The organism is Prolixibacter bellariivorans ATCC BAA-1284 (assembly GCF_000621705.1).
Lineage (GTDB): Bacteria > Bacteroidota > Bacteroidia > Bacteroidales > Prolixibacteraceae > Prolixibacter > Prolixibacter bellariivorans.
This window is the reverse complement of the sequence record NZ_JHXO01000007.1, coordinates 359,643-379,856: the sequence shown is the minus strand read 5'-3', so window position 1 is coordinate 379,856 and position 20,214 is coordinate 359,643. Positions and strand designations below refer to the sequence as shown.

General features: G+C 43.2%; 15 protein-coding genes. 7 read left to right on the top strand and 8 right to left on the bottom strand.

The window, feature by feature from the left end; translation table 11 throughout:
• Nucleotides 1–258: 258 nt before the first annotated feature.
• Together T426_RS0109570 and T426_RS0109565 are read right to left on the bottom strand one after the other, a co-directional pair.
• On the bottom strand, nt 259–1,077 hold the full coding sequence (locus T426_RS0109570) for a DUF6544 family protein (protein ID WP_027585598.1): 819 nt from the start codon (nt 1,075–1,077) through the stop codon (nt 259–261).
• 107 nt (nt 1,078–1,184) lie between these two features.
• Nucleotides 1,185–2,195, bottom strand: a complete 1,011-nt coding sequence (locus T426_RS0109565; RefSeq protein ID WP_025865267.1) for a LacI family DNA-binding transcriptional regulator — start codon at nt 2,193–2,195, stop codon at nt 1,185–1,187.
• A gap of 271 nt (nt 2,196–2,466) precedes the next feature.
• On the opposite strand from T426_RS0109565, the gene T426_RS0109560 reads away from it, so the two are divergent.
• From T426_RS0109560 to T426_RS0109550, 3 genes are all read left to right on the top strand, one after another.
• Nucleotides 2,467–5,121 carry a TonB-dependent receptor gene (locus tag T426_RS0109560; RefSeq protein WP_025865268.1) on the top strand — a complete coding sequence of 885 codons (2,655 nt, stop codon included), beginning with the start codon at nt 2,467–2,469 and terminating at the stop codon, nt 5,119–5,121.
• A gap of 111 nt (nt 5,122–5,232) precedes the next feature.
• Entirely contained in the window at nt 5,233–6,696 is a 1,464-nt protein-coding gene (gtfA, locus tag T426_RS0109555; RefSeq protein ID WP_025865269.1) for a sucrose phosphorylase, read from the top strand.
• Nucleotides 6,697–6,705: 9 nt separating this feature from the next.
• Entirely contained in the window at nt 6,706–8,403 is a 1,698-nt protein-coding gene (locus T426_RS0109550; protein ID WP_025865270.1) for a sodium:solute symporter, read from the top strand.
• 112 nt (nt 8,404–8,515) lie between these two features.
• Here the strand turns inward: T426_RS0109550 and T426_RS0109545 are convergent, their stop codons facing one another.
• The 4 genes from T426_RS0109545 to T426_RS0109530 all read right to left on the bottom strand — a co-directional run bounded on the left by T426_RS0109545 (nt 8,516) and on the right by T426_RS0109530 (nt 12,506).
• Nucleotides 8,516–9,112, bottom strand: a complete 597-nt coding sequence (locus tag T426_RS0109545; RefSeq protein WP_027585597.1) for a class I SAM-dependent methyltransferase — start codon at nt 9,110–9,112, stop codon at nt 8,516–8,518.
• A gap of 171 nt (nt 9,113–9,283) precedes the next feature.
• Complete coding sequence (locus tag T426_RS0109540; RefSeq protein WP_025865271.1) at nt 9,284–9,703, bottom strand: VOC family protein; 420 nt, start codon at nt 9,701–9,703, stop codon at nt 9,284–9,286.
• Between the two features lie 121 nt (nt 9,704–9,824).
• Nucleotides 9,825–10,193 carry a cupin domain-containing protein gene (locus T426_RS0109535; protein ID WP_153637619.1) on the bottom strand — a complete coding sequence of 123 codons (369 nt, stop codon included), beginning with the start codon at nt 10,191–10,193 and terminating at the stop codon, nt 9,825–9,827.
• A 219-nt stretch (nt 10,194–10,412) separates the two neighbouring features.
• Complete coding sequence (locus T426_RS0109530; RefSeq protein ID WP_148303800.1) at nt 10,413–12,506, bottom strand: M3 family metallopeptidase; 2,094 nt, start codon at nt 12,504–12,506, stop codon at nt 10,413–10,415.
• Between the two features lie 376 nt (nt 12,507–12,882).
• Between T426_RS0109530 and T426_RS0109525 the strand changes: the two genes are divergently transcribed.
• The 3 genes from T426_RS0109525 to T426_RS0109515 all read left to right on the top strand — a co-directional run bounded on the left by T426_RS0109525 (nt 12,883) and on the right by T426_RS0109515 (nt 16,895).
• Nucleotides 12,883–13,980, top strand: a complete 1,098-nt coding sequence (locus T426_RS0109525; protein ID WP_025865273.1) for a sensor histidine kinase — start codon at nt 12,883–12,885, stop codon at nt 13,978–13,980.
• A 126-nt stretch (nt 13,981–14,106) separates the two neighbouring features.
• Nucleotides 14,107–15,921, top strand: coding sequence for a right-handed parallel beta-helix repeat-containing protein (locus T426_RS0109520; RefSeq protein WP_027585595.1), 1,815 nt, complete (start codon nt 14,107–14,109; stop codon nt 15,919–15,921).
• Between the two features lie 41 nt (nt 15,922–15,962).
• Entirely contained in the window at nt 15,963–16,895 is a 933-nt protein-coding gene (locus T426_RS0109515; RefSeq protein WP_027585594.1) for a sugar phosphate isomerase/epimerase family protein, read from the top strand.
• 220 nt (nt 16,896–17,115) lie between these two features.
• Here T426_RS0109515 and T426_RS0109510 read toward each other — a convergent pair whose 3' ends face one another.
• Nucleotides 17,116–18,597 (bottom strand): Gfo/Idh/MocA family protein, encoded by a 1,482-nt coding sequence (locus tag T426_RS0109510; RefSeq protein ID WP_027585593.1) that lies wholly within the window; start codon nt 18,595–18,597, stop codon nt 17,116–17,118.
• A 295-nt stretch (nt 18,598–18,892) separates the two neighbouring features.
• Between T426_RS0109510 and T426_RS23265 the strand changes: the two genes are divergently transcribed.
• Nucleotides 18,893–19,513 (top strand): phosphatase PAP2 family protein, encoded by a 621-nt coding sequence (locus tag T426_RS23265; RefSeq protein WP_051539086.1) that lies wholly within the window; start codon nt 18,893–18,895, stop codon nt 19,511–19,513.
• 52 nt (nt 19,514–19,565) lie between these two features.
• Here T426_RS23265 and T426_RS23260 read toward each other — a convergent pair whose 3' ends face one another.
• Nucleotides 19,566–20,126 (bottom strand): DUF4494 domain-containing protein, encoded by a 561-nt coding sequence (locus T426_RS23260; RefSeq protein ID WP_025865277.1) that lies wholly within the window; start codon nt 20,124–20,126, stop codon nt 19,566–19,568.
• Nucleotides 20,127–20,214: the final 88 nt, after the last annotated feature.

The following is a 20,214-nucleotide window of genomic DNA, read 5'->3' as shown; positions in this document are numbered from 1 at the left end:
TTAAAGGACGGCTTAGGCTGTCCTTTTTTTGCATTGGCAGATAATCCTGTTTATCAGAAGGCCTCACCATGTTAAATGAGGAGAGTTGGAGCACGAGCAGGAAATTAAAGACCGACTGGCCGATTTGGAAAGAATGAAACAAGATTTCCTCAAGTTACGTAAATAACTGAAAACACTTCCCAAACTTGAGATAATGGTCATTTTCCTTACGGGGAGAATGGCCTTTTTTCTTTCAATAATTAATGGCTGCCATTATTTTCAGGTGATTCGATTGTAACCGGTTAATTCGAAACGGAAATAATCCAAATCACCTTCCGGGAGTTTCCAGCTGATTGTTCCTTTGAAAGGAATCTTGAAACCTTCTGCCTCACGGTATTCCTCCAGATGTGCCACCCATTTATCCAGCTCAAAATGGCCATGTATTTCTCGGTAGCGTTTGGCCGTAAACATTTCAACCTCGCCGGCGGCGTTGAAATGAAATACACCTTCAGCGGTTGAATCACCTGCGATAATGGTAGCCATCGCAGAATTTTCATCCATTGGATGCCATGTTATTTCGTCCCGAAGAAAAGCTGTCGGATACCAAACCATTTCCGCTAAATAGCGCATTAAAGAGCCTTGATCGACCTCACGGGTTTCGGCCACAGCCAGGTTACGCAAACCGAGAAAATTGATGCGCATACTCCCTCTTTTGCCGTCGAACATATCTCTTACCAGGACGGGGAAAGTGTTGGCCCGCCATAGGAAACCTGGCTTTGCGGTAGAAACAAATTGTTCGGCTCTGAAAGGCATCCATTTCTGCTCCCTGTCTGTTCTGATTTCCCCTTTCTGGCTGATGCGTAACCGGAGCAACTCTCTTTTATCTTCCACTCCGGCATACCTAAGATACCGTTGTACCGGTTCCGGAAGTCCTTCAAGTTTATCGTCTCTGATAACGCCCGGAACGATACCTTTGCCAGCTGACATCAAGCGTTTTACCTCTAGTGATATTTTTCCTTTAAATACCAGCGAACCGATGATGATGACCAACAGTGATAAAACAACAATTCCGGCAACAATCATTAGTACAATGCTCATATTTATCGGACTTTAAGTTCAATTCGATCAAAGTTAGCAGGAATAAAAGGAAAGGCAAAAAGAGTGGTGGTTTTCGGTAGCCGGGAAGAAAATCGATTTTAAAAAAATCAGGTTGACCCTCTAATGACCATTCTACTGGTGATGTTGTGAATTTCCGGCGTTACCATAAAGCTATGTTCCGCCTGTATGCGATTGAATAATACTTCAGTGGCTATTTTGCCAATCTCGAAACCCATAGGCTGGATGGCTGATAAAGGCGGATTGTACATGGTACTAAATGGTTCTTCACAAAAACCAATGACGGCAATATCCTCAGGAATTCGGAGACGATTTGTGTAAATGGATTTCATTATCCCCGTCATGGTGAGGTCGCTGATGGCAAAAATTCCATCGGGTGGCGTATCCTGATTCAATAACTGGTGAGTTGCACTCTCCACTTCGTCGATTGACTGTCCGGAAATAATGTATTCGTCTTTAATTTCCATTCCTGCTTCATGCAAAGCCATTTTATATCCTTTCAGCCTATTTTTACTGATAAGCAGATTGGGGTGACCAATACATATGGCAATACGCTTTCTTCCGGTCTCCAGCAAATGCTTTACTCCATCGTAGGTTCCGCGGATATCATCCACCAGAACCATATCAGCTTTGATTTCTTCGGGAACACGGTCGAAGAATACAATGGGAATATCACGGTCGATCACATTCTTGAAATGGCTGAAATCTTCCGTTCTCCGGGAAACCGAAGCGAGAATACCTTCCACATTATTGGCCAGCATGGTATCAATGCCGTTGACTTCCCGGTCGTACGATTCATTTGATTGGAGAATCATCAGCTGATAGCCGTGCTGATGCACAATTTCTTCAATACCCTCGATAACTGACGGGAAAAAGAAGTAGGAGATATTGGGAACCAGCAAACCAATCATCCTGCTTTTACGGTGGCGCAGCGAAATGGCCACATGGTTTGGTTTGTAGTGCAGTCTTTCAGCGATTTCCTTAACTGCTCGTTTCGTTTCAGGGCTAATGTCAGGATGGTCTTTCAGTGCCCTACTGACAGTCGATTTGGATAATCCCAGGAGTTGTGCGATGTCTTTGATCGTAATACTCTGACTCATGCTTGGTTTAGCTGATGACATTTCAAAGGTAGAAATTTCTTCCAGTATTAATTCTTCGTAACGTAAATGTTAAAGAACAATGAAAAAGTTATCAACCGCAACCGGTTGCGAAACCGGTTGAAATGAAAAGCGGGCTTCAACCACCTGTAAATCTATTGTTTTTGGAAAGTTGGGAATATAGATTTGTCATCTGATTGGTACAAATGAAAACATGTTTTCGAAGAATTTCGGTTTGAAAATTTGTATTTGAAATCACATAAATCCAAAAACTATGAAACGGAAATTAATGCAGCTCACCCTGATGCTGCTAATGGTCCCTGTTATCTCACTTGCCCAGGGAACCGGAATTATTAAAGGGAAAATCACCGACAAAAAGACCGGTGAGCCGCTGGTGGGCGCCAGTGTTTTGATTAAAGGCACTTATACAGGTACAATTACCGATGCGAACGGAAATTACCAACTTACCAAGGTAAAGGCTGGTTCTTACGATCTCGTATCGCAGTTTATCAGCTACAGTAAGTCGCAAAAAAGTGTGACAGTTACTGCCGGTCAAACTGCAACGGTTAATTTTACGCTGTCGCAGGACCTCATCGGTCTGGATCAGGTAGTTGTGACCGGTGTGGTAAATCCTAAATCTGCCATCAACTCAAGTGTTTCGTTGACGAGTCTGAAACCGAAGGCGATGGAGCAGTTTAGTGCCACCACAACTGCTGAATTATTCAAGAATATTCCGGGTGTTCACTCCGAATCAACCGGAGGTGAAGGTAACGCCAACATTTCGGTGCGTGGTGTACCAATTTCAACCGGAGGTGCTAAGTTCCTGCAACTTCAGGAAGATGGTATGCCGGTAATGCAATTTGGTGATATCTCTTTTGGTAACGCCGATATTTTCCTGCGTTCCGATCAAACCGTTGCCCGTATCGAGGCACTGAAAGGTGGTAGCGCATCGACGCTTGCCAGTAACTCGCCAGCCGGTATCATCAATTTCATCAGTAAAACCGGCGTGAAAAAAGGTGGAAGTATCGGAACAACCGTTGGTATTGATTACCAGTCATTCCGAACCGATTTCGACTATGGAGCACCGATTGGTGATGGTTTCCGTTTTAACATCGGTGGTTTCTATCGCGAAGGTGTCGGTCCGCGTAACGCTGGATTTACGGCCAATAAAGGTGGTCAGATTAAAGCTAATTTCACCAAAGAGTTTGATAAAGGCTTTGTGCGGTTATATCTGAAGCACCTGAACGACCGGGCTATTTCGTACATGCCCATGCCGGTAATGGTAACCGGTACCGGTTCGAATCCTACTTACAAATCGATTCCCGGATTTGATGTAAAGCACGATGCCTTGCAAAGTCCTTACTTTCTTCACCAACTGTCAGTTGATGCTAACGGAAACAGTAAGTCGTTCAATATGGCCGACGGAATGCATCCAATTTCTGATGCAGTGGGAGCTGAATTCAATTTCGATCTGGGTAATGGTTGGACGGTTCATGACAGAGGACAGTTAGCGTTCAACCACGGTTCATTTAACTCACCTTTCCCGGTAAGCATTAAGCCAGCTGACGAAATGGCAACCAGTCTGGCAGGAGCCGGGTATACATTGAGCTATGCAAACGGTGCGAATGCAGGTACACCACTAACGCAGTCCCAACTTTCCAACTTGAATGGAAACGGCTTGCTGATGATGTTGCATACGTTCGATGTGGAACTGAACAACCTGGACAATTTCACCAACGATATACATATCTCGAAACAGCTGGACAACTTCCACGTAACTGCTGGTTATTATCACGCTTCGCAGCGTATTGCGATGACCTGGTTGTGGCAAACATATCTGACCGATGTTCAGAATCAGCCACGGTTGATGAACGTTGCCAGCGCGGATAATTCATTCTACAGCGAAGGCGGTCTTACGGCACATGGCGTTCCGGCATGGGGTAACTGTTGTACTCGTGGATACGATATGACTTACACCATTGATGCACCGTATGCTAACATGGGGGTAGATGTAACTGATAAGTTGAATGTTGATGCAAGTGTTCGTTACGATATGGGCGATGCTTTCGGTTATTACCTTGGCAATGAGCAGGCACAGGTTGACGTAAATAAAGACGGTAATATTTCGCCGGTAGAACAGAGCGTGACCATTCTGGACAACTCGAATCCACATCCGGTAGATTATACATTCCATTATGTGTCTTATTCAGTTGGTGCCAACTATAAATTCGATTCACATAAAGCTGTCTTCGCCCGCTATAGCAAAGGTGGACGTGCCAATGCCGATCGTCTGTTGTACACGCCTTTTATTACCGATGCTGGTAAAACCGTTAAAGGACTCAGCAACGATGGTCTTAAGCAAGCTGAGTTGGGATTTAAATACAACTCACCGGTTGCCGGTATCTTCCTGACAAGTTTTTACAACCACGTGGATGAGCAGAATACAGAGTTCAACAAGATCATCAATAATAAATACAAAGCATATGGTGCTGAACTGGAGGCGGTCATCCGGACAGGAAATCTGAATATCAATTCGGGTGGTACTTTTACGAAAGCAGAAATTACCAAGAGTCTCACAGCGGATAACGTAGGTAATACGCCACGCCGAGTTCCTACCTTGATGTACAACATCAGTCCATCGTACACAATTGGTAAGGGAGCATTGGGAGTGAGCATGGTAGGTACAACCAAAGTATATTCACAGGATGACAATTCGGTTGTGTTGCCAGGATTTGTATACCTGAATGCTTTTGCCAATTATTCCATCACAAAAGGATTATCAGTGAGGATGAATGTAAATAATTTAACCAATACACTTGGTTTTACTGAAATGGAAGCAGATCCATTTACGAATAATGCAGTCAACTACATGCGTGCCCGCCCGATTACCGGACGAGCAACAACCATGACCGTTACCTATTCATTCTGATGTAATGAGGGATTACTTGAAATTGCATAGGTAAGTTTGGAAAGGAGGGGAGGAAGGCGTTGGTTTTCCTTCCCTCCAAAACCAACGCGAATTGAGATTGAATACCCTGATATGGAGAACAAAGTACAGCTGATTACGTATATTGACCGGTTCAGTTGCCGGAATATAAATGAACTACATCAACAATTACTTCGGGAAGAACTGAAGCCGCTATTTAGTGGCGTTCATTTGTTACCGTTTTTTTATCCCATCGATCGGGCAGATGCTGGTTTTGATCCCATCGATCACCGAAAGGTAGATCCCCGTTTGGGAACCTGGGAGGATATCAAAGCGTTAAGCCGGGATGTTGATGTAATGGCTGACTTAATTGTGAACCACGTTTCCGCTGAATCGCAACAGTTTCTCGATTATTTGGAAAAAGGCGAAAGTTCTCCGTTTGCCGATATGTTTCTTACCTACCGGAAGATTTTCCCGCAAGGAGCGACCGATGAGGATTTACTAAAAATTTACCGCCCACGCCCAGGTTTTCCATTCTCCCGTTTTCAGTTTAAAGATGGAACCGAACGCTTTGTCTGGACAACCTTTACCAGTAACCAAATCGATATTGATGTCAACAGCGAGCCGGGGAAAGCATACCTGGAAAGCATTCTGGACACCTTTCAGGATGCAGGCATTCGCATGATTCGACTCGATGCTGCGGGCTATGCCATCAAACTCCCGGGAACTTCCTGCTTTATGATCGATCAAACGTTTTCGTTCATCGAAGCTTTGACACAAAAAGCCCGCGAGCGAGATATGAATGTGCTCGTGGAAATTCATTCCCATTACAAAACACAAATCAGTATAGCTGAGAAGGTCGATTATATCTATGACTTTGCCCTACCGGTGCTGGTGCTCGATACACTGTTTCATAAAAATGCAACCAATCTGAAAAAATGGTTGCGTATGAGTCCGCGGAATGCTTTTACCGTGCTGGATACACATGACGGAATTGGTATTGTGGATGTAGCCTCGGAGCAGGGAGAGGCAGGTCTGATTGACGACAAAGACATTGACCATATTGTCCGGAAAATTCATGAGAATTCCGGAGAAGAAAGCAAAAAAGCCACGGGCGCTGCTGCTTCCAATCTCGATCTTTATCAGGTTAACTGTACCTACTTTGATGCGTTGGGACGCGATGAAAACAGTTACCTCATCGCCCGCGCCATTCAATTCTTTTCACCCGGAATCCCGCAAGTTTATTATATGGGATTATTTGCGGGAAGCAACGACATGAAACTTCTTGAAAAAACAAATGTTGGTAGGGATATCAACCGGCATTATTACACAGCGAATGAAGTGGACGAGTCGTTGCGAAAACCTATTGTAAGAAATCTGAGAAAGTTGATTGAATTCCGCAATTCCCATCCAGCTTTCAATGGAGAATTTGAAATTGTGGACGGGGAAAACGATGAATTGAAATTGAACTGGAGTAAAGGGGACGAATTCACGCAATTATTTGTCGACCTAAACAATATGCAAATGTCAATCAACTATTCTTCTCCCAACGGAGAACAAAATCTGGACCTTATATAAAACTAAGTAATGAAAGACTTAAGTCTGAGCCCGCTTGATATTGGTATCATCATCGTTTATATTGTTGGTATCATCATTTATGGTCTCAAAAAAGCTAAGAGAAAGGACTCGGAAGAATATTTCCTGGCGGGAAGAAACATGACCTGGCCGATTGTCGGTATTTCGCTTTTTGCCGCGAATATTGGGAGTAGTACATTAATCGGCCTGGCTTCGGATGCATTTAAAACCAATGTGGCTGTTTATAATTACGAATGGATGGCCGCTGTAGTTCTGGTTTTCTTCGCCGTCTTCTTTCTGCCATTTTATCTGAAATCGCGAGTTTACACCATGCCGGAGTTTCTCGAACGCCGTTACGATAGCCGCTCGCGGTATTATTTTTCGTTTATTACCGTCGTCGGGAATGTCATTATCGATACAGCAGCCGGACTTTATGCCGGTAACCTGATTCTGAAACTCATTTTCCCGGAAGTCAATTCCACGGTAATCATCATTGTTCTGGCGCTGGCAGCTGCTGCCTATACTATTCCGGGTGGTTTATCATCGGTGGTTCACACCGAGGTTATCCAGGCCATGATTCTGGTCGTTGGCTCTACCATACTTACTTACTATGCTTTTTCGGCAGTAGGAGGCTGGTCCGGTTTAATGAATGGCCTGCACGCGCAGATTGATGCCGGAAAACTGCATACGACCACTAAAGAAATTTTCAGTCTGGTGAAATCAAGCAAAGATCCGTTAATGCCCTGGACCGGTTTGGTATTTGGTGTTCCGCTGTTGGGATTCTACTTCTGGGCCAACAACCAATTCATGGTTCAGCGCGTATTGAGTGCCAAAAACCTGAACCATGGTCGCTGGGGGGCATTATTCGCTGGTTTACTGAAGCTTCCGGTAATCTTTATTATGGTACTTCCTGGCGTGATAGCGATTGTACTGTATTCCAAAATGGATATTAGTAGTTTGCACTATTATACCGTGAACGATGCCACCGGAGCCAGAATGTTGTGTACCAACCTGTCACAATGTCCCAACTTGACCTATCCGGTGTTGATTTACAGTTTGTTGCCAAAAGGAGTTCTCGGACTGGTCATTGCCGGTTTGCTGGCTGCTATGTCTTCGAGTGTGAGTGCGACCCTGAATTCTGCGTCGACACTGATTACAATGGACTTTGTGCACAAGATGAAGCCGGGACTAACCAGTAAACAGTTGGTTCGCGTTGGACAAATTGCTACGGTTATTCTGGTGGTCATTGCCGCTTTGTGGGCTCCACAAATTGACCGGTTTGGTTCCCTATTTCAATACCTTCAAATGGTATTGGGACTGATTGCTCCTCCTGTCGTGGCCGTTTTCCTTTTGGGGCTATTCTGGAAAAGAGGCAATGCGAATGGTGCCTTTGTCAGTCTGATAACCGGATTAGTGATTGCCATATTTGTATTCCTTTCGGAAATGTATGGTTGGTCAGATACCATTAACAACATTCACTTCCTGAATAAAGCTCCATTACTGCTAGTTATCTGTATGGCAGTGCACGTGGGAGTGAGTCTCGCTACCGCGAAGCCATCAGTTGACAAGGTTGAAAATATGACCTGGTCAACAAAGATATTCCGGGAGGAAACAATTGAATTGAAGGGATTACCCTGGTATAAAAATTACCGTTACCTGTCAATTATATTACTGTTGCTTACCGCAGCCATAGTCTTTTGGTTCCGGTAGATGTTTTTTGAATCTATACAATAAGAAACCCTCTGTAAGTCCATGTTATCTTACAGAGGGTTATAATATAAAAATGGGGTAGCAACGTAATTTCTGAAAATTGAATTTCAGATTATTTTATACCAATTAAGCGTATAACACTGGCTTTACCATTGTGAAAAGGGCCTTCCTGTAACTCGATTTCCTCTTTCCAAATCTTCAGTTCGCTCAATTCCTGGAAATCAAATTTCAATTCTTCTTCCGAAAAAAGCATGGCCACATCTCTCGGACCACCGGTTTGATTATGAATTTGTTCTTTTGAGAATCCTTCCAGAATAAATGTGCCTCCCTCTTTCAGCGAACTCAGCATTCTTCTATGCCGTTTTGTTCTGTCGGATGCCGAAGCGTGAGTATATATCATCGCAACACAATCGAAATGCTCTTCAGGAAGGAGAACCTGGCTGTATCCGGCAACTTGATATTGAATGTGAACCCCTTTTTGCCCGGCAAGACGCAATGCCTTTTTTTGCCCTTCGGCACTGGTATCAAAGGCAACGACTTTCCATCCCCTCGATGCGGCATAAACCGAATTTCGACCCTCGCCTTCTGCTGGCAACAAAAGTCTTCCGGGGGCTAACTTTGCCAATTCCTCCCGAAAAAACTGATTTGGACTTGTTCCGTAAACATATTCTTCGGCGGCGTACCGCTCATCCCACATCGTTCTACTCATCTCACAGTTATTAATCAGAATGCAATATTATCTCAACCTGAAATTCTTCAAAAGGTTGACTCGTTTTGGTTAAAAAACGTGAAGGATAAGAACACAAGAGAGAAAAAGCAGGCGGAGAACTTCCCCTGCCTGCTTTTTATTCCATTGAAACGGAATGGATATTCAGAAATACTAGAGAATATTCCCGCGTTCGTCGAGTTCGGCTTTGGGATTGTATACAATTTCAATCATAAAACCATTTGGGTCGCTAATGTATCCGCGGTAGCCGCCCCAAAAAACAGTCTCGGGTTCCCGAACAACTTTCACTTTTTTCTTTTCGAGCTTCTTAATCAATTTGTCCACCTCATCCTTGGTGCGTGTGTTGTAAGAAATCGTGAAATTACTGAAACATCGGGCACCGGGAACGGTTTCGGCATCACTGGCCAAAGCCGCAACAGGGTACAAAGCGAGAATGATACCATTTAATTTGTAGAAAATGATATTGCCGGTACTTTCCTCTGTTTTTTCCCAACCCAACAGATTGCTGTAAAAATTTTCTGATTCTTTCAGATTTCTGACGCCAAGCGTTAAGTACGAGATTCTTTGTTCCATGGTTTGTGTTATGATTTAGCGTAATTATTGGTTTTATATAGTTTCGATATTCATGAATTTACGAAGCAGTTTGGTGAGCTTTATTCATTCATACGTCAGGGAATTTGTATGGTAACCCTCGTTAAATATTCTCTGGATTCTTTACGGTTAATTGGTTTAGCACTTCACCGGTATTGATGATGGTATTCGGTTCGAATAGCAGGATACTGACCTCCTTTTTAGCAACCGGACGATGCTCCGTTCCCTTTGGGATAATAACTAATTCGCCCTCGTTTACTTCAATGCTTTTGTCCCGAAGCTCCATAGTAAATGAACCATCAATGACCATGAACAACTCATCTTCGTTTTCATGGCTATGCCACACAAAATCGCCCCGGAATTTTACCACTTTCACCAACTGTTGATTGAGTTGTCCAATAACTTTTGGACTCCAGTGATCGGTGAATTTGGAGAATTTCTCTTTCAAATTGATTTTTTCAATCTCAGACATGACCGAATGTTTTGGTTTTAACCTATCCTCATCAATAACATTTCCGACGGTTGCATCGGAGGAGTATTACTATCGGAAATTGTATCGATTAATATAATGAAAGCGGGTGAGAATTAAAAAATGAAATAATAATTATCCGATAAATTATTAAATGCGATGCTAATGAAATAGAAAACCCGGCTCTACTGAACCGGGTTTCACTTCAGTTATGATGATAGATCAATCGAGTAATCCTCTGTTTTTCAGTAACGGTTCAATTCCAGGTTCTTTTCCGCGGAAGTTGACATATAGCTTCATGGCTTCATCGGTGCCACCACGTTCCAGAATTTGCGTGCGGAAGGCTGTAGCCACGGTTTGATCGAAAATGTTACCAGCTTCCCGGTAGGCTTCAAAAGCATCGGCATCGAGTACTTCGGCCCAGATGTAGCTGTAATAACCACTGGAATATCCTCCCGAGAAGATATGCGCAAAGTAAGTCGATTTGTAGCGCGGAATGATTTCGCCCATCAGCCCGATTTTATTCATCGATTCAGTTTGAAAGCTGTTGACATCAATATCCTGAGCTTTTGTAATAGTGTGGTAATCCATATCGAGGAATGAAGCTGCCAGGTACTCAACCGTAGCAAATCCCTGATTGAATTTACCGGCTTTCACCAGTTTATCGACCAATTCCTGTGGAATTACTTCTCCGGTTTTGTAATGACGCGCATACATTTTTAGCACTTCAGGTTGTGGTGCCCAGTGCTCCATAATTTGTGACGGAAGCTCAACAAAATCGCGGGCAACAGCAGTTCCCGAAAGTGAATTGTAATGCGAATGTGATAACAGTCCGTGCAAGGCGTGACCAAATTCGTGAAACAGGGTTTCAACTTCATCGTAGGTCAGCAATGCGGGTTGGTCGCCGGTCGGTTTTGAGAAATTGGTAACAACAGAAATCACCGGACGGACGTCTTTCCCATCCTGGTTAAAGTGTTGTTTCCGGTAGCTGGTCATCCAGGCACCTCCGCGTTTGGAAGCACGTGGATAGAAATCCATATAGAGTACCCCGATTTCAGAACCATCCCGGTCCTTTACTTCAAATACCTTACAATCGGGATGATACAGCGGCATGTTATCAAGTTGTGTAAACGACAGACCATAGAGTTTATTGGCTACCGCGAATGCGCCTTCCCGAACATTATTCAATTCGAAATAGGGACGCAATTGTTCTTCATCCAGATTGTATTTAGCCTTGCGGACTTTTTCGGAATAATACCACCAATCCCAGCTTTGCAGCTTGAAATTACCACCTTCGACATCAATCATGGCCTGCATATCGGCACGTTCCTCTTCGGCGCGCTTCAGGGCAGGAGTCCAAACCTTTTCGAGTAAGGCATAAACATTCTCCGGCTTTTTTGCCATACGGTTGTCCAGCAAAAAGGCCGACCAGTTGTCATAACCCATGAGGTTAGCTTTCTGCAAACGCAGATTAACCATTTTATTGATGATGGCTTTATTGTCGTATTCGTTGTCGTTATTTCCACGGTTATACATGGCTTTGTATAACTTTTCACGCAGGTCACGACGTTGGGAGTAGGTGAGGAAAGGAATCCAGCTGGGCTTCTGCAATGTAAAAACCCACTTTCCATCCATACCAGCTGCACTAGCTTCTTCTGCAGCTGCGGAAATGGTAGATTCCGGCAATCCGGCCAGATCATCCTGGTTATCGACGACCAGCTTGAAATTATTGGTTTCTTCAAGAAGATTTTCGCCGAACTGAAGGGAGAGAAGCGATAACTCCTCATTAATTTTCTTCAGTTGTTCCTTCTGTTCCGGTTCCAGGTTGGCGCCGCCTCTGACAAAACCTTTATACGTTTCTTCGAGAAGTCTCTTTTGCTCAGCCGATAAGTCGAGCTCATCTTTTTTGTCATAAACACTTTTGATGCGGGCAAAAAGCTTTGCATTCAGATTAATGGCATCGCTGTGTTGTGACAAGAGCGGAGCTACTTCCTTGGCAATAACCTGAATGGAATCGTTTGTATTGGCTCCCTGAAGATTGAAAAACACATTACTGACCTTGTTAAGTAGCTGTCCGCTGTATTCCAGAGCATCGATGGTATTAGTGAAGGTCGGTGCTTCTGAATTATTGACTATCAGGTCAATTTCGGCATTCTGCTCCTCCATACCCTTTTTGAAAGCAGGCAGGTAATCGGCATTGGTAATCTGCTCAAAGGGAGGAACCTGGAATGGCGTATCGAACGTTTCGAAAAATGGATTCACTCGCTGTTTTGGTTGTTTGTTTGCTGAGCATGACAACAAAAATACTGCTGTCATAAGCAGAATTAGAGATTTGCGTTTCACGTTAGTTAGGTTAATTGTTAATACTGGTAATTTGTTCGCAAAATAGCAAAATACCCTCAGACCCACAATGTGTTTTAGATACACCGGAAGGGGAATAAGGTCCCTGATTTTAATCTGAAAAAACTCATTTCAATAAGCAGGGCGGTTGAAAATGAAGTATTTTTTCATTTAACATGAATTAAAAACAATTGTCCTTAATAAATATTTTGTATCGAAAATTCATTGTAGATTTCAGGAAATCGAAAGATTTGTTGGTTGTGACCATAAAACCTGTTATTTTCAAGACTGTTTTAAGTGGTAGAAGCGGTTTCTTTTAGTAAATCAATTTGTTGAAGTAATATTGGCCCGAATGAATATTTTCAGGCATCATCATATCCGCAAGTATGTTGCATTGCTTTTCCTGCTGCTGACTCTGGAATTCAGTCTCGGGTATGGTAAAAGTTATGGTATGTTACCCATATCAAACGAAAGTCATGTCGAGCTTGCGACTGCAGGTGATTCTCCGGTCGACTATTTTGGTATAGCAGATTTCGACAAACAGGAGTTGTATGATACCTTGCTCATTATCATTTTTCTACTCCTGATATTTATCCTTCTTACATTCTGGTTACACACACAAAGGCGCAAGCTAAGAGCTATGAATATTGTCCTTTCGGAACAAAGAGCTGAGCAGGAATTGTTGTTGGATGAAATGCGGAAGAAGGAACGTGAAGTGAGTCATTTGAATCATGTTCAAAATCGTATCCTTTCCATTGTCGGTCATGATTTGCGTGGTCCGCTGTCGAGTATGTATGAAATTTTTCGCGCCTATGCTGCCGGTGATATGAAAATTCAAGAAGAGGAGTTGGATATTTTTATGAAGGAGTGTTACCAGCAAACGGGATCGATATACTTTCTGGCGGAAAATTTACTTTTTTGGGCGAAAAACCAGCATGATGGTATCGAATCATTTCCCGGTAACTATTCGTTGCGCCGAATGGGCGAGGATGCGATCAGCTTAATGCAACAAGTTGCCGGTTCGAAGGAGATACAAATTCAGTTAGATATTGATGATGAGGCCCGCGTACACTGTGATTACAACCAAATTAGTTCCGTTTTGCGGAATTTAGTCAGCAACTCCATTAAATTTACCACCGGGGGAGGGAGTGTGCTGATTAGCAGCCGGGCTATTAAAGATGAGTATGTGATAACGGTTAGCGATAATGGCGTTGGCATGGAGCAAAACAAGCTTGATTTAATGCTCCGACAACGTATTGGTTATACAACAAAAGGAACAGATAATGAATCGGGAACGGGTCTGGGAATAAGTCTGATTGCCGAATTTGTTGAGAAAAATGGCGGAAAATTGATTGGTTCAAGTCGTCCCGGGCACGGAACTTCTTTTTCCTTTTCATTGCCTGTCGCTGCGAAGGAAAGAAATGAAGCAAATAGCGATTCGGAAGTCTGAAAGTTCCGTTTCTTAAAATTTAAGTTATTAACTTATTACTTTTCAGAATAAACCAAACATCAAAGCCTCCGGGTCGTTCGAATTTTATATATTGAATTAGAATTCAGTTTGTCCATCAACCCGTTTATGAAAAAAAATGTACTCTTTTTCATCCTCTTTATAGCGACCATTCAGGCATACGGCCAACAAGTCCACGATGGTATTAACGCAGCGCAGTTTGGGTTGCGCGAGCAGAAAGATGCCACACCCGCTATTTTAAAAGCGCTGGATGCCTGCTATGAATCAGGTGCGTCGCGATTAATTATCCCAAAAGGGACATATCATTTCTACCCAGATTATGCCTTGGAAGAATATTTAACATTGACCGGGGCTTCTAATGGACTAAGAAGAATCGCTTTCCCTTTAATCAATTTTGAAGACCTGGTTATCGACGGTTCGGGGTCCACCTTTATTATGCATGGTATGATGTTGCCATTTGAAGTTCAGGAATGCAAAAATATCAGCATCCGAAATATCAATATCCGGTTTGTTTCATCGGTGTGGGGTGAAGGAACAGTCACGGAAGTAAATAAAGATGGTAGCTTCTTTACTATTGAGACAAACCGGGGCGATAGTCTGGAGGTGTCAAATGGGGCTCTTTCGATTAAGAACGGAGGAGAAAACCTACCGGTTGAGATAGTGGGTTGGCTGCGCCCGGGTACGTCCGGTAATTGTTCATTTTCACCCTCGAGTATCGAGAGTTCTGGTATTATATCGGTTAAACCACTAAGTCATGGTAATTTTTGGATTGAAGTTCGCGGCAATAAATTACCGCGCAAAGGATGGAAACTAGTTTGGGAGTCAGATAGTGAAAGGTTGGAAGGAAAAATTTCACCAGCATTTCATTTATCGGGTTCCGATGGAGTCAGGTTGTCCAATATCTCCATCGCTCATGCTCCCGGTAAAGTCATTGTTGCGGAACAATCTGGGAATGTAATGTTGGATAGATTGAATGTGCTACCTGACAGCGTGGTTGGGCGCAAATTATCGGTGTTGACCGATGGCGTTCATTTTATCGGATGTCAAAAGAAGATAGTGATTTCCAACTGTAAGTTTTCCGGCATAATGGGAGACGCCGTTTCGGTGTCCGGACTGACTCTGAAGATCATTAAACGAATTACTAACAATGTAGTTGGCGTTAGGCCGGTGAATGAAAAACAGTGGGGAAGTCAGTTCGCGCAAGTAGGAGATACCATCCGTTTCATTGATACGAAGAAATCCAGCCTTTGTTGTGAAAGAGTCGTAACGCGCATTCGCGATTTGAATGAGCAATACCAGGAATTTTGGTTTGACAGGGCTTTTCCTGAAACCGTTCGGGAAGGAACTTTACTGTCTAATATTTCGCGGCAGCCGGAAGTTGTTTTGCGAGGCAATCGATTCAGCAATATTATTGGCAACGGAATCAACTTGCAAACATCAGGAAAAATAATTGTGGAGGGAAACATCATTCGTTCCGGTAGGCACGACATTAATTTGGGTGGCGAATTCGCTTCGGCATTCCAACCAATTATGTTGGATCAGGTATTTATCAAAAACAACACATTTCGACGTTGTAGTACCGGTAAAGCGAATGACGCTCTTATTATGATTGGTCCGATCATTTCGGACACCCCGGCCGATACAACTTATTTTCATAAAGATGTAACCATTGAGGGGAATACGTTTTATAATGAAGGCAAGAGCATTCTGGCTGCGGTTGCTACCAGCGGGTTGGTTGTTCGTCAAAATACAGTATTCAATCCGGCTTCCGCCAAAATGACGAATTCGTTGATTCGCTTGCAACGTTGTAAAAAGGTTGGGATTGTAGGGAACCGATACTTGGATAAGCAGGAGGCCCGTTTGCAGGTAGAGCAGGTGAGCGACCTGTTGTTTTTTGATAACGAAGGGATTAAAGCTCCATAAGTTTCTGTTTCGATTTAAAACACTAACTAACAAACCAAACCATGAAAACGAATCGACGAACCTTTTTATCTGCTGCCGGTCTGGCATCGGGAGCGTTCCTGTTACCATCCATGAAGGCAGGTGTACCTTCTATTCCACAGAAAACCCGTGTTAAACTGGCTGTCTCAACCTATTCATACTGGCATTTCAAAGAACCCAAAGTTTCAGTTAATACCGTTATTGACAAGGCAGCCGGGCTGGGAATTGAAGGGGTAGATGTGCTGCACCGACAATTGGATAACGAGTCCAAATCCTATCTCAATCGGTTAAAACGACATGCATTTGTCAACGGTATCGATTTAGTCTGCCTCTCTATTCATCAGGATTTTGTATCACCTGATGAAGAAGAGCGGGAAAAGAATATTCAACACACTCTTCGTTGTTTGGAAATTGCATCCGAAATGGGGATTCCCTGCATTCGGTTAAATTCCGGAAGGTGGGGTACCCGCAAATCATTTGACGATTTGATGGCTCACCGTGGACACGAAGAGCCTATTTCCGGGTATGATGAAGATGATGCATTCCGATGGGCTATTGACAGCATAGAAAAGTGTCTTCCGCGAGCTGAAGAATTGGGTGTCGTGATGGCTCTTGAAAATCATTGGGGATTAACTTCCACTCCCGAAGGCATGCTACGAATAAAAAAAGCGATCGATTCGCCATGGCTGGGCTTGTTAATGGACACGGGAAATTTCATGGAAGACCCCTATCATAAACTGGAAATGATAGCTCCTTACACCATTTTTGTGCAGGCCAAAACTTACTTTGGAGGAGGGGAGTGGTATTCTCTTGATTTGAACTATAAGCGAATCGCCGAAATATTGGAAAATGTCGGTTATCAGGGTTATGTATCACTTGAGTTCGAAGGAAAGGAGCCTGCTAACGAAGGCGTTTCAAAAAGTATCTACCTGCTTCGGGAGGCATTTCATTCTTAATAAATTATCGGGCAGGAAGCAAAAAAGGGTGCAACTCCCGAAGAAGCAGCACCCCAAAAAAATGGTAGAATTATTTGTAGAAGCATAGGTAAAACGTGTACCTATCCCTCAATATTGTCTCTAATCGTTTTCTTATGTGCTTTTTTATTAACAAAATGAATTGATTCGACACCAAACTACCTGTTAATGTGTGGAGTTTGATAGAAATATTTTTTTTCATTCAAATTTTCCATCCTTCACGGTAGGTGTGATTGATCCATTCATTTGCCATTTTGGCTGCAGACAATTCCTCCGTCCAGCTGGTATGAAATTGTGGCTGACCATCAATCTTTTTGTATTGATGCGACCTAATGATTTTGAATTTGTCGTCAGTCGAAATGTTGGTAAACTTCATATTTTCACCATCCCATTGAAGTGGTCTGTTGAGCCCTTGTAGCCGAATGGCCAGATTGCCCATCAAAACCATTTCGGAAAGTGGACCAGCATAATCAAAATTCGAGGAAGTTAATGCAACGCCCTCTTTTCCTTTCATGCAGGCGCGTACCCATTGCATTTCATGTCTTCCACCTCCCAGCGGGTCATCAGCATATCGGGGCAGTTTAACCTTTGTTACTGGGTTGTCATGACCAGGAAGCAATAATTTCCAGTCGCGACCGTAGTAATCACACACCAGTTTTCCTTTGGAACCGATGAATAAATTACCACCGCCCCAGCCACCCATGGGCTCGCCATCGGGCAATTCTTTCGGACGGGGAGGCAACAAACCGCCATCGTGCCAGGTTACCTTTACTTCCGGAAAATTACAATGCTCCAGATTTGTCCTTGCCGGGAACGTGTACTCAATCCGCGAAGCTTCCGGTGCACTTTCGGTATTGCAAATGGTTGAACTGGCTTCGACCTGAACGGGATATTTGAGTTTAAGCGCATAAAAAGGCACATCCAGAATATGGCATCCCATATCGCCTAATGCACCTGTTCCAAAATCCCACCAGGCGCGCCAGCTCCATGGAGTATACGCCGAATGATAAGGACGATAGGCTGCCGGACCCAGAAATAATTCCCAGTCGAGGGTTTCCGGAATTTTTTCCGCCTGTTTAGGCCGTTCCAGGCCCTGCGGCCAGATTGGACGGTTGGTCCAGGCGTGTGCCTCTTTAATATCTCCCAGTATTCCGCTTTGTATAATCTCAGCAACTTCGTAAACGGTGTCGTCGGAGTGGCCTTCGTTTCCCATTTGCGTTACAACTCCTGTTTGTCTTGCCGATTCTGTTAACAAACGAGCTTCACCAACCGAATGAGTCAGCGGTTTTTGCACGTATACATGTTTCCCGGCTTTCATGGATGCAACCGCGGCTATTGCGTGTGTATGATCGGGCGTGGCAACAACCACTGCATCTATGTCCTTTTGCTTTTCCAGCATTTCCCTGAAGTCCTTGTATTTTTTAGCTTTAGGATACTGTTGAAAAACCGGAGTAGAATAATCCCAATCAACATCGCATAATGCTACAATATTTTGCCCGACCATGTTTTTCAAGTTCACTTTCCCTTTTCCTCCAATGCCAATACCGGCAATATTCAGTTTGTCGCTTGGAGCTATATGCCCTAAGCCGGAAACAGCATAGCTAGGGATAATTGTAAATGCAGCTGCAGAGCCGGCTGTTGTTCTGATAAATCGTCTTCTGGTAAGCTGATTGGATTTTTTCATTTTGTAGTGTTGTTAGTTTAGTTCAATAAATATAAAGATTTCAGAATTAACGATGTAAAACTATTTTGGCAGATAGTTCATTGACAAAATGACTTAATGGTAAAGAGAATCGTCTGTAATATTTAATACAACTCATAAAAAGGTTGTGAAGCTTAAAAGTCATATAACATTTGAGAACTTTAAGTATCATAAATTTGCAATGTGATTGTTGACTGCATAATTTTACTTTATTGAACCTGGCAGACGAATTAACAGCTTATGACAGAAAGTGTGTGCCACCTTTACAACGAACTAGATGATGAATAAAAACACCGTAACCATACTATTTACGGTTGCTTTGGCTTTTGTATATACCACAGCTTTAGGACAGAATCCAGACATTGATATACTGAAAGTTGTCAATCTTAACCGGAATTCCGCGCTAGATTGGCCATTTAAATTTATTTCAGCGGCGGCTTTCCCAGTATCTTATGGAATTCCTTTGATGATTTTGATGACCGGTTTCCGTAGGAAGAAGAAGAGTTTGAAACGTAAAGGTTGGTACATGGCCGGAAGTATGATAATGTCTGCCATTGTGGTCAATATTCTCAAGTATACTTTTGAACGCCCGCGACCTTTTATCAGCTACCCGTTTATTGAAAAACTGTCGGCCGGAGGAAGTCCGTCATTTCCATCGGGCCATACTTCCGATGCCATGGCAATGGCTATGGCGCTGAGTTTGATGTATCCCCGCTGGTATGTTATTATTCTCTCGTTCTTTTGGGCCGGGTTGGTTGGATATTCCAGAATGGACCTCGGTGTACATTATCCGAGTGATGTGTTAGCTGGAGCTATCGTAGGTGTAGGATGTTCCCTGGTTGTATATTGGCTTTTCAAAAAGCAATCGTCAAAAGTTGGCCATCCCATTTGGGCGTAAAAAAAAGACTGTCCGGAAAGAACAGTCTCATATTTGTATTGCATCTGAATCTTTATTCTTCTTCCGATTCTGATTCTTCATCAATCGGCTCCAAATCATCGGAATCATCGTCATCGGTAGCGCTATTGTCAGCCAGCAATTCGTCATCATTCAACGGACGAAGATTATCCGGAATGTCATCATCCTGACCAAAATAGGGAAATACATCCATAATCAGGCTTTCGTTGACGGCATTTATTTCAAAATCGGCCATCATCCCCTGCATGTTTTCCACTACCTTTTCATAGGCATCTCTCACGGTTTTTGCTAAAACCAAAACATATTGTGCAGTTCTTTTCTCTTTGCCCTTTTCCTCATCAATGGTAATGAACGACACTTTTGCTTTAAACCACCGATCACCATCTTCCGAAGGAATAATTTCGGCAACATTGGTTTTGGCAATTTTGGTAACGGTGAATTCACCACTCACCATTGTTTCCAGCTCTTTATAAATGCGGCTTTCTGCTTCGCTAAACGACACGGCATCCAGAAGGTAAGCTTCATTTACCTTTTTCTCCCGTCCGTTTTCATCAATCTTTACATACTTTGCTTTACACTCGAACCACGTATTCATATAATCATATTTTACCCAACAAATGTAACTTTTTCAATTCATCAGGCGGTATGCTTCAATGAATAAAAATGTGATTCAGGACTAAATG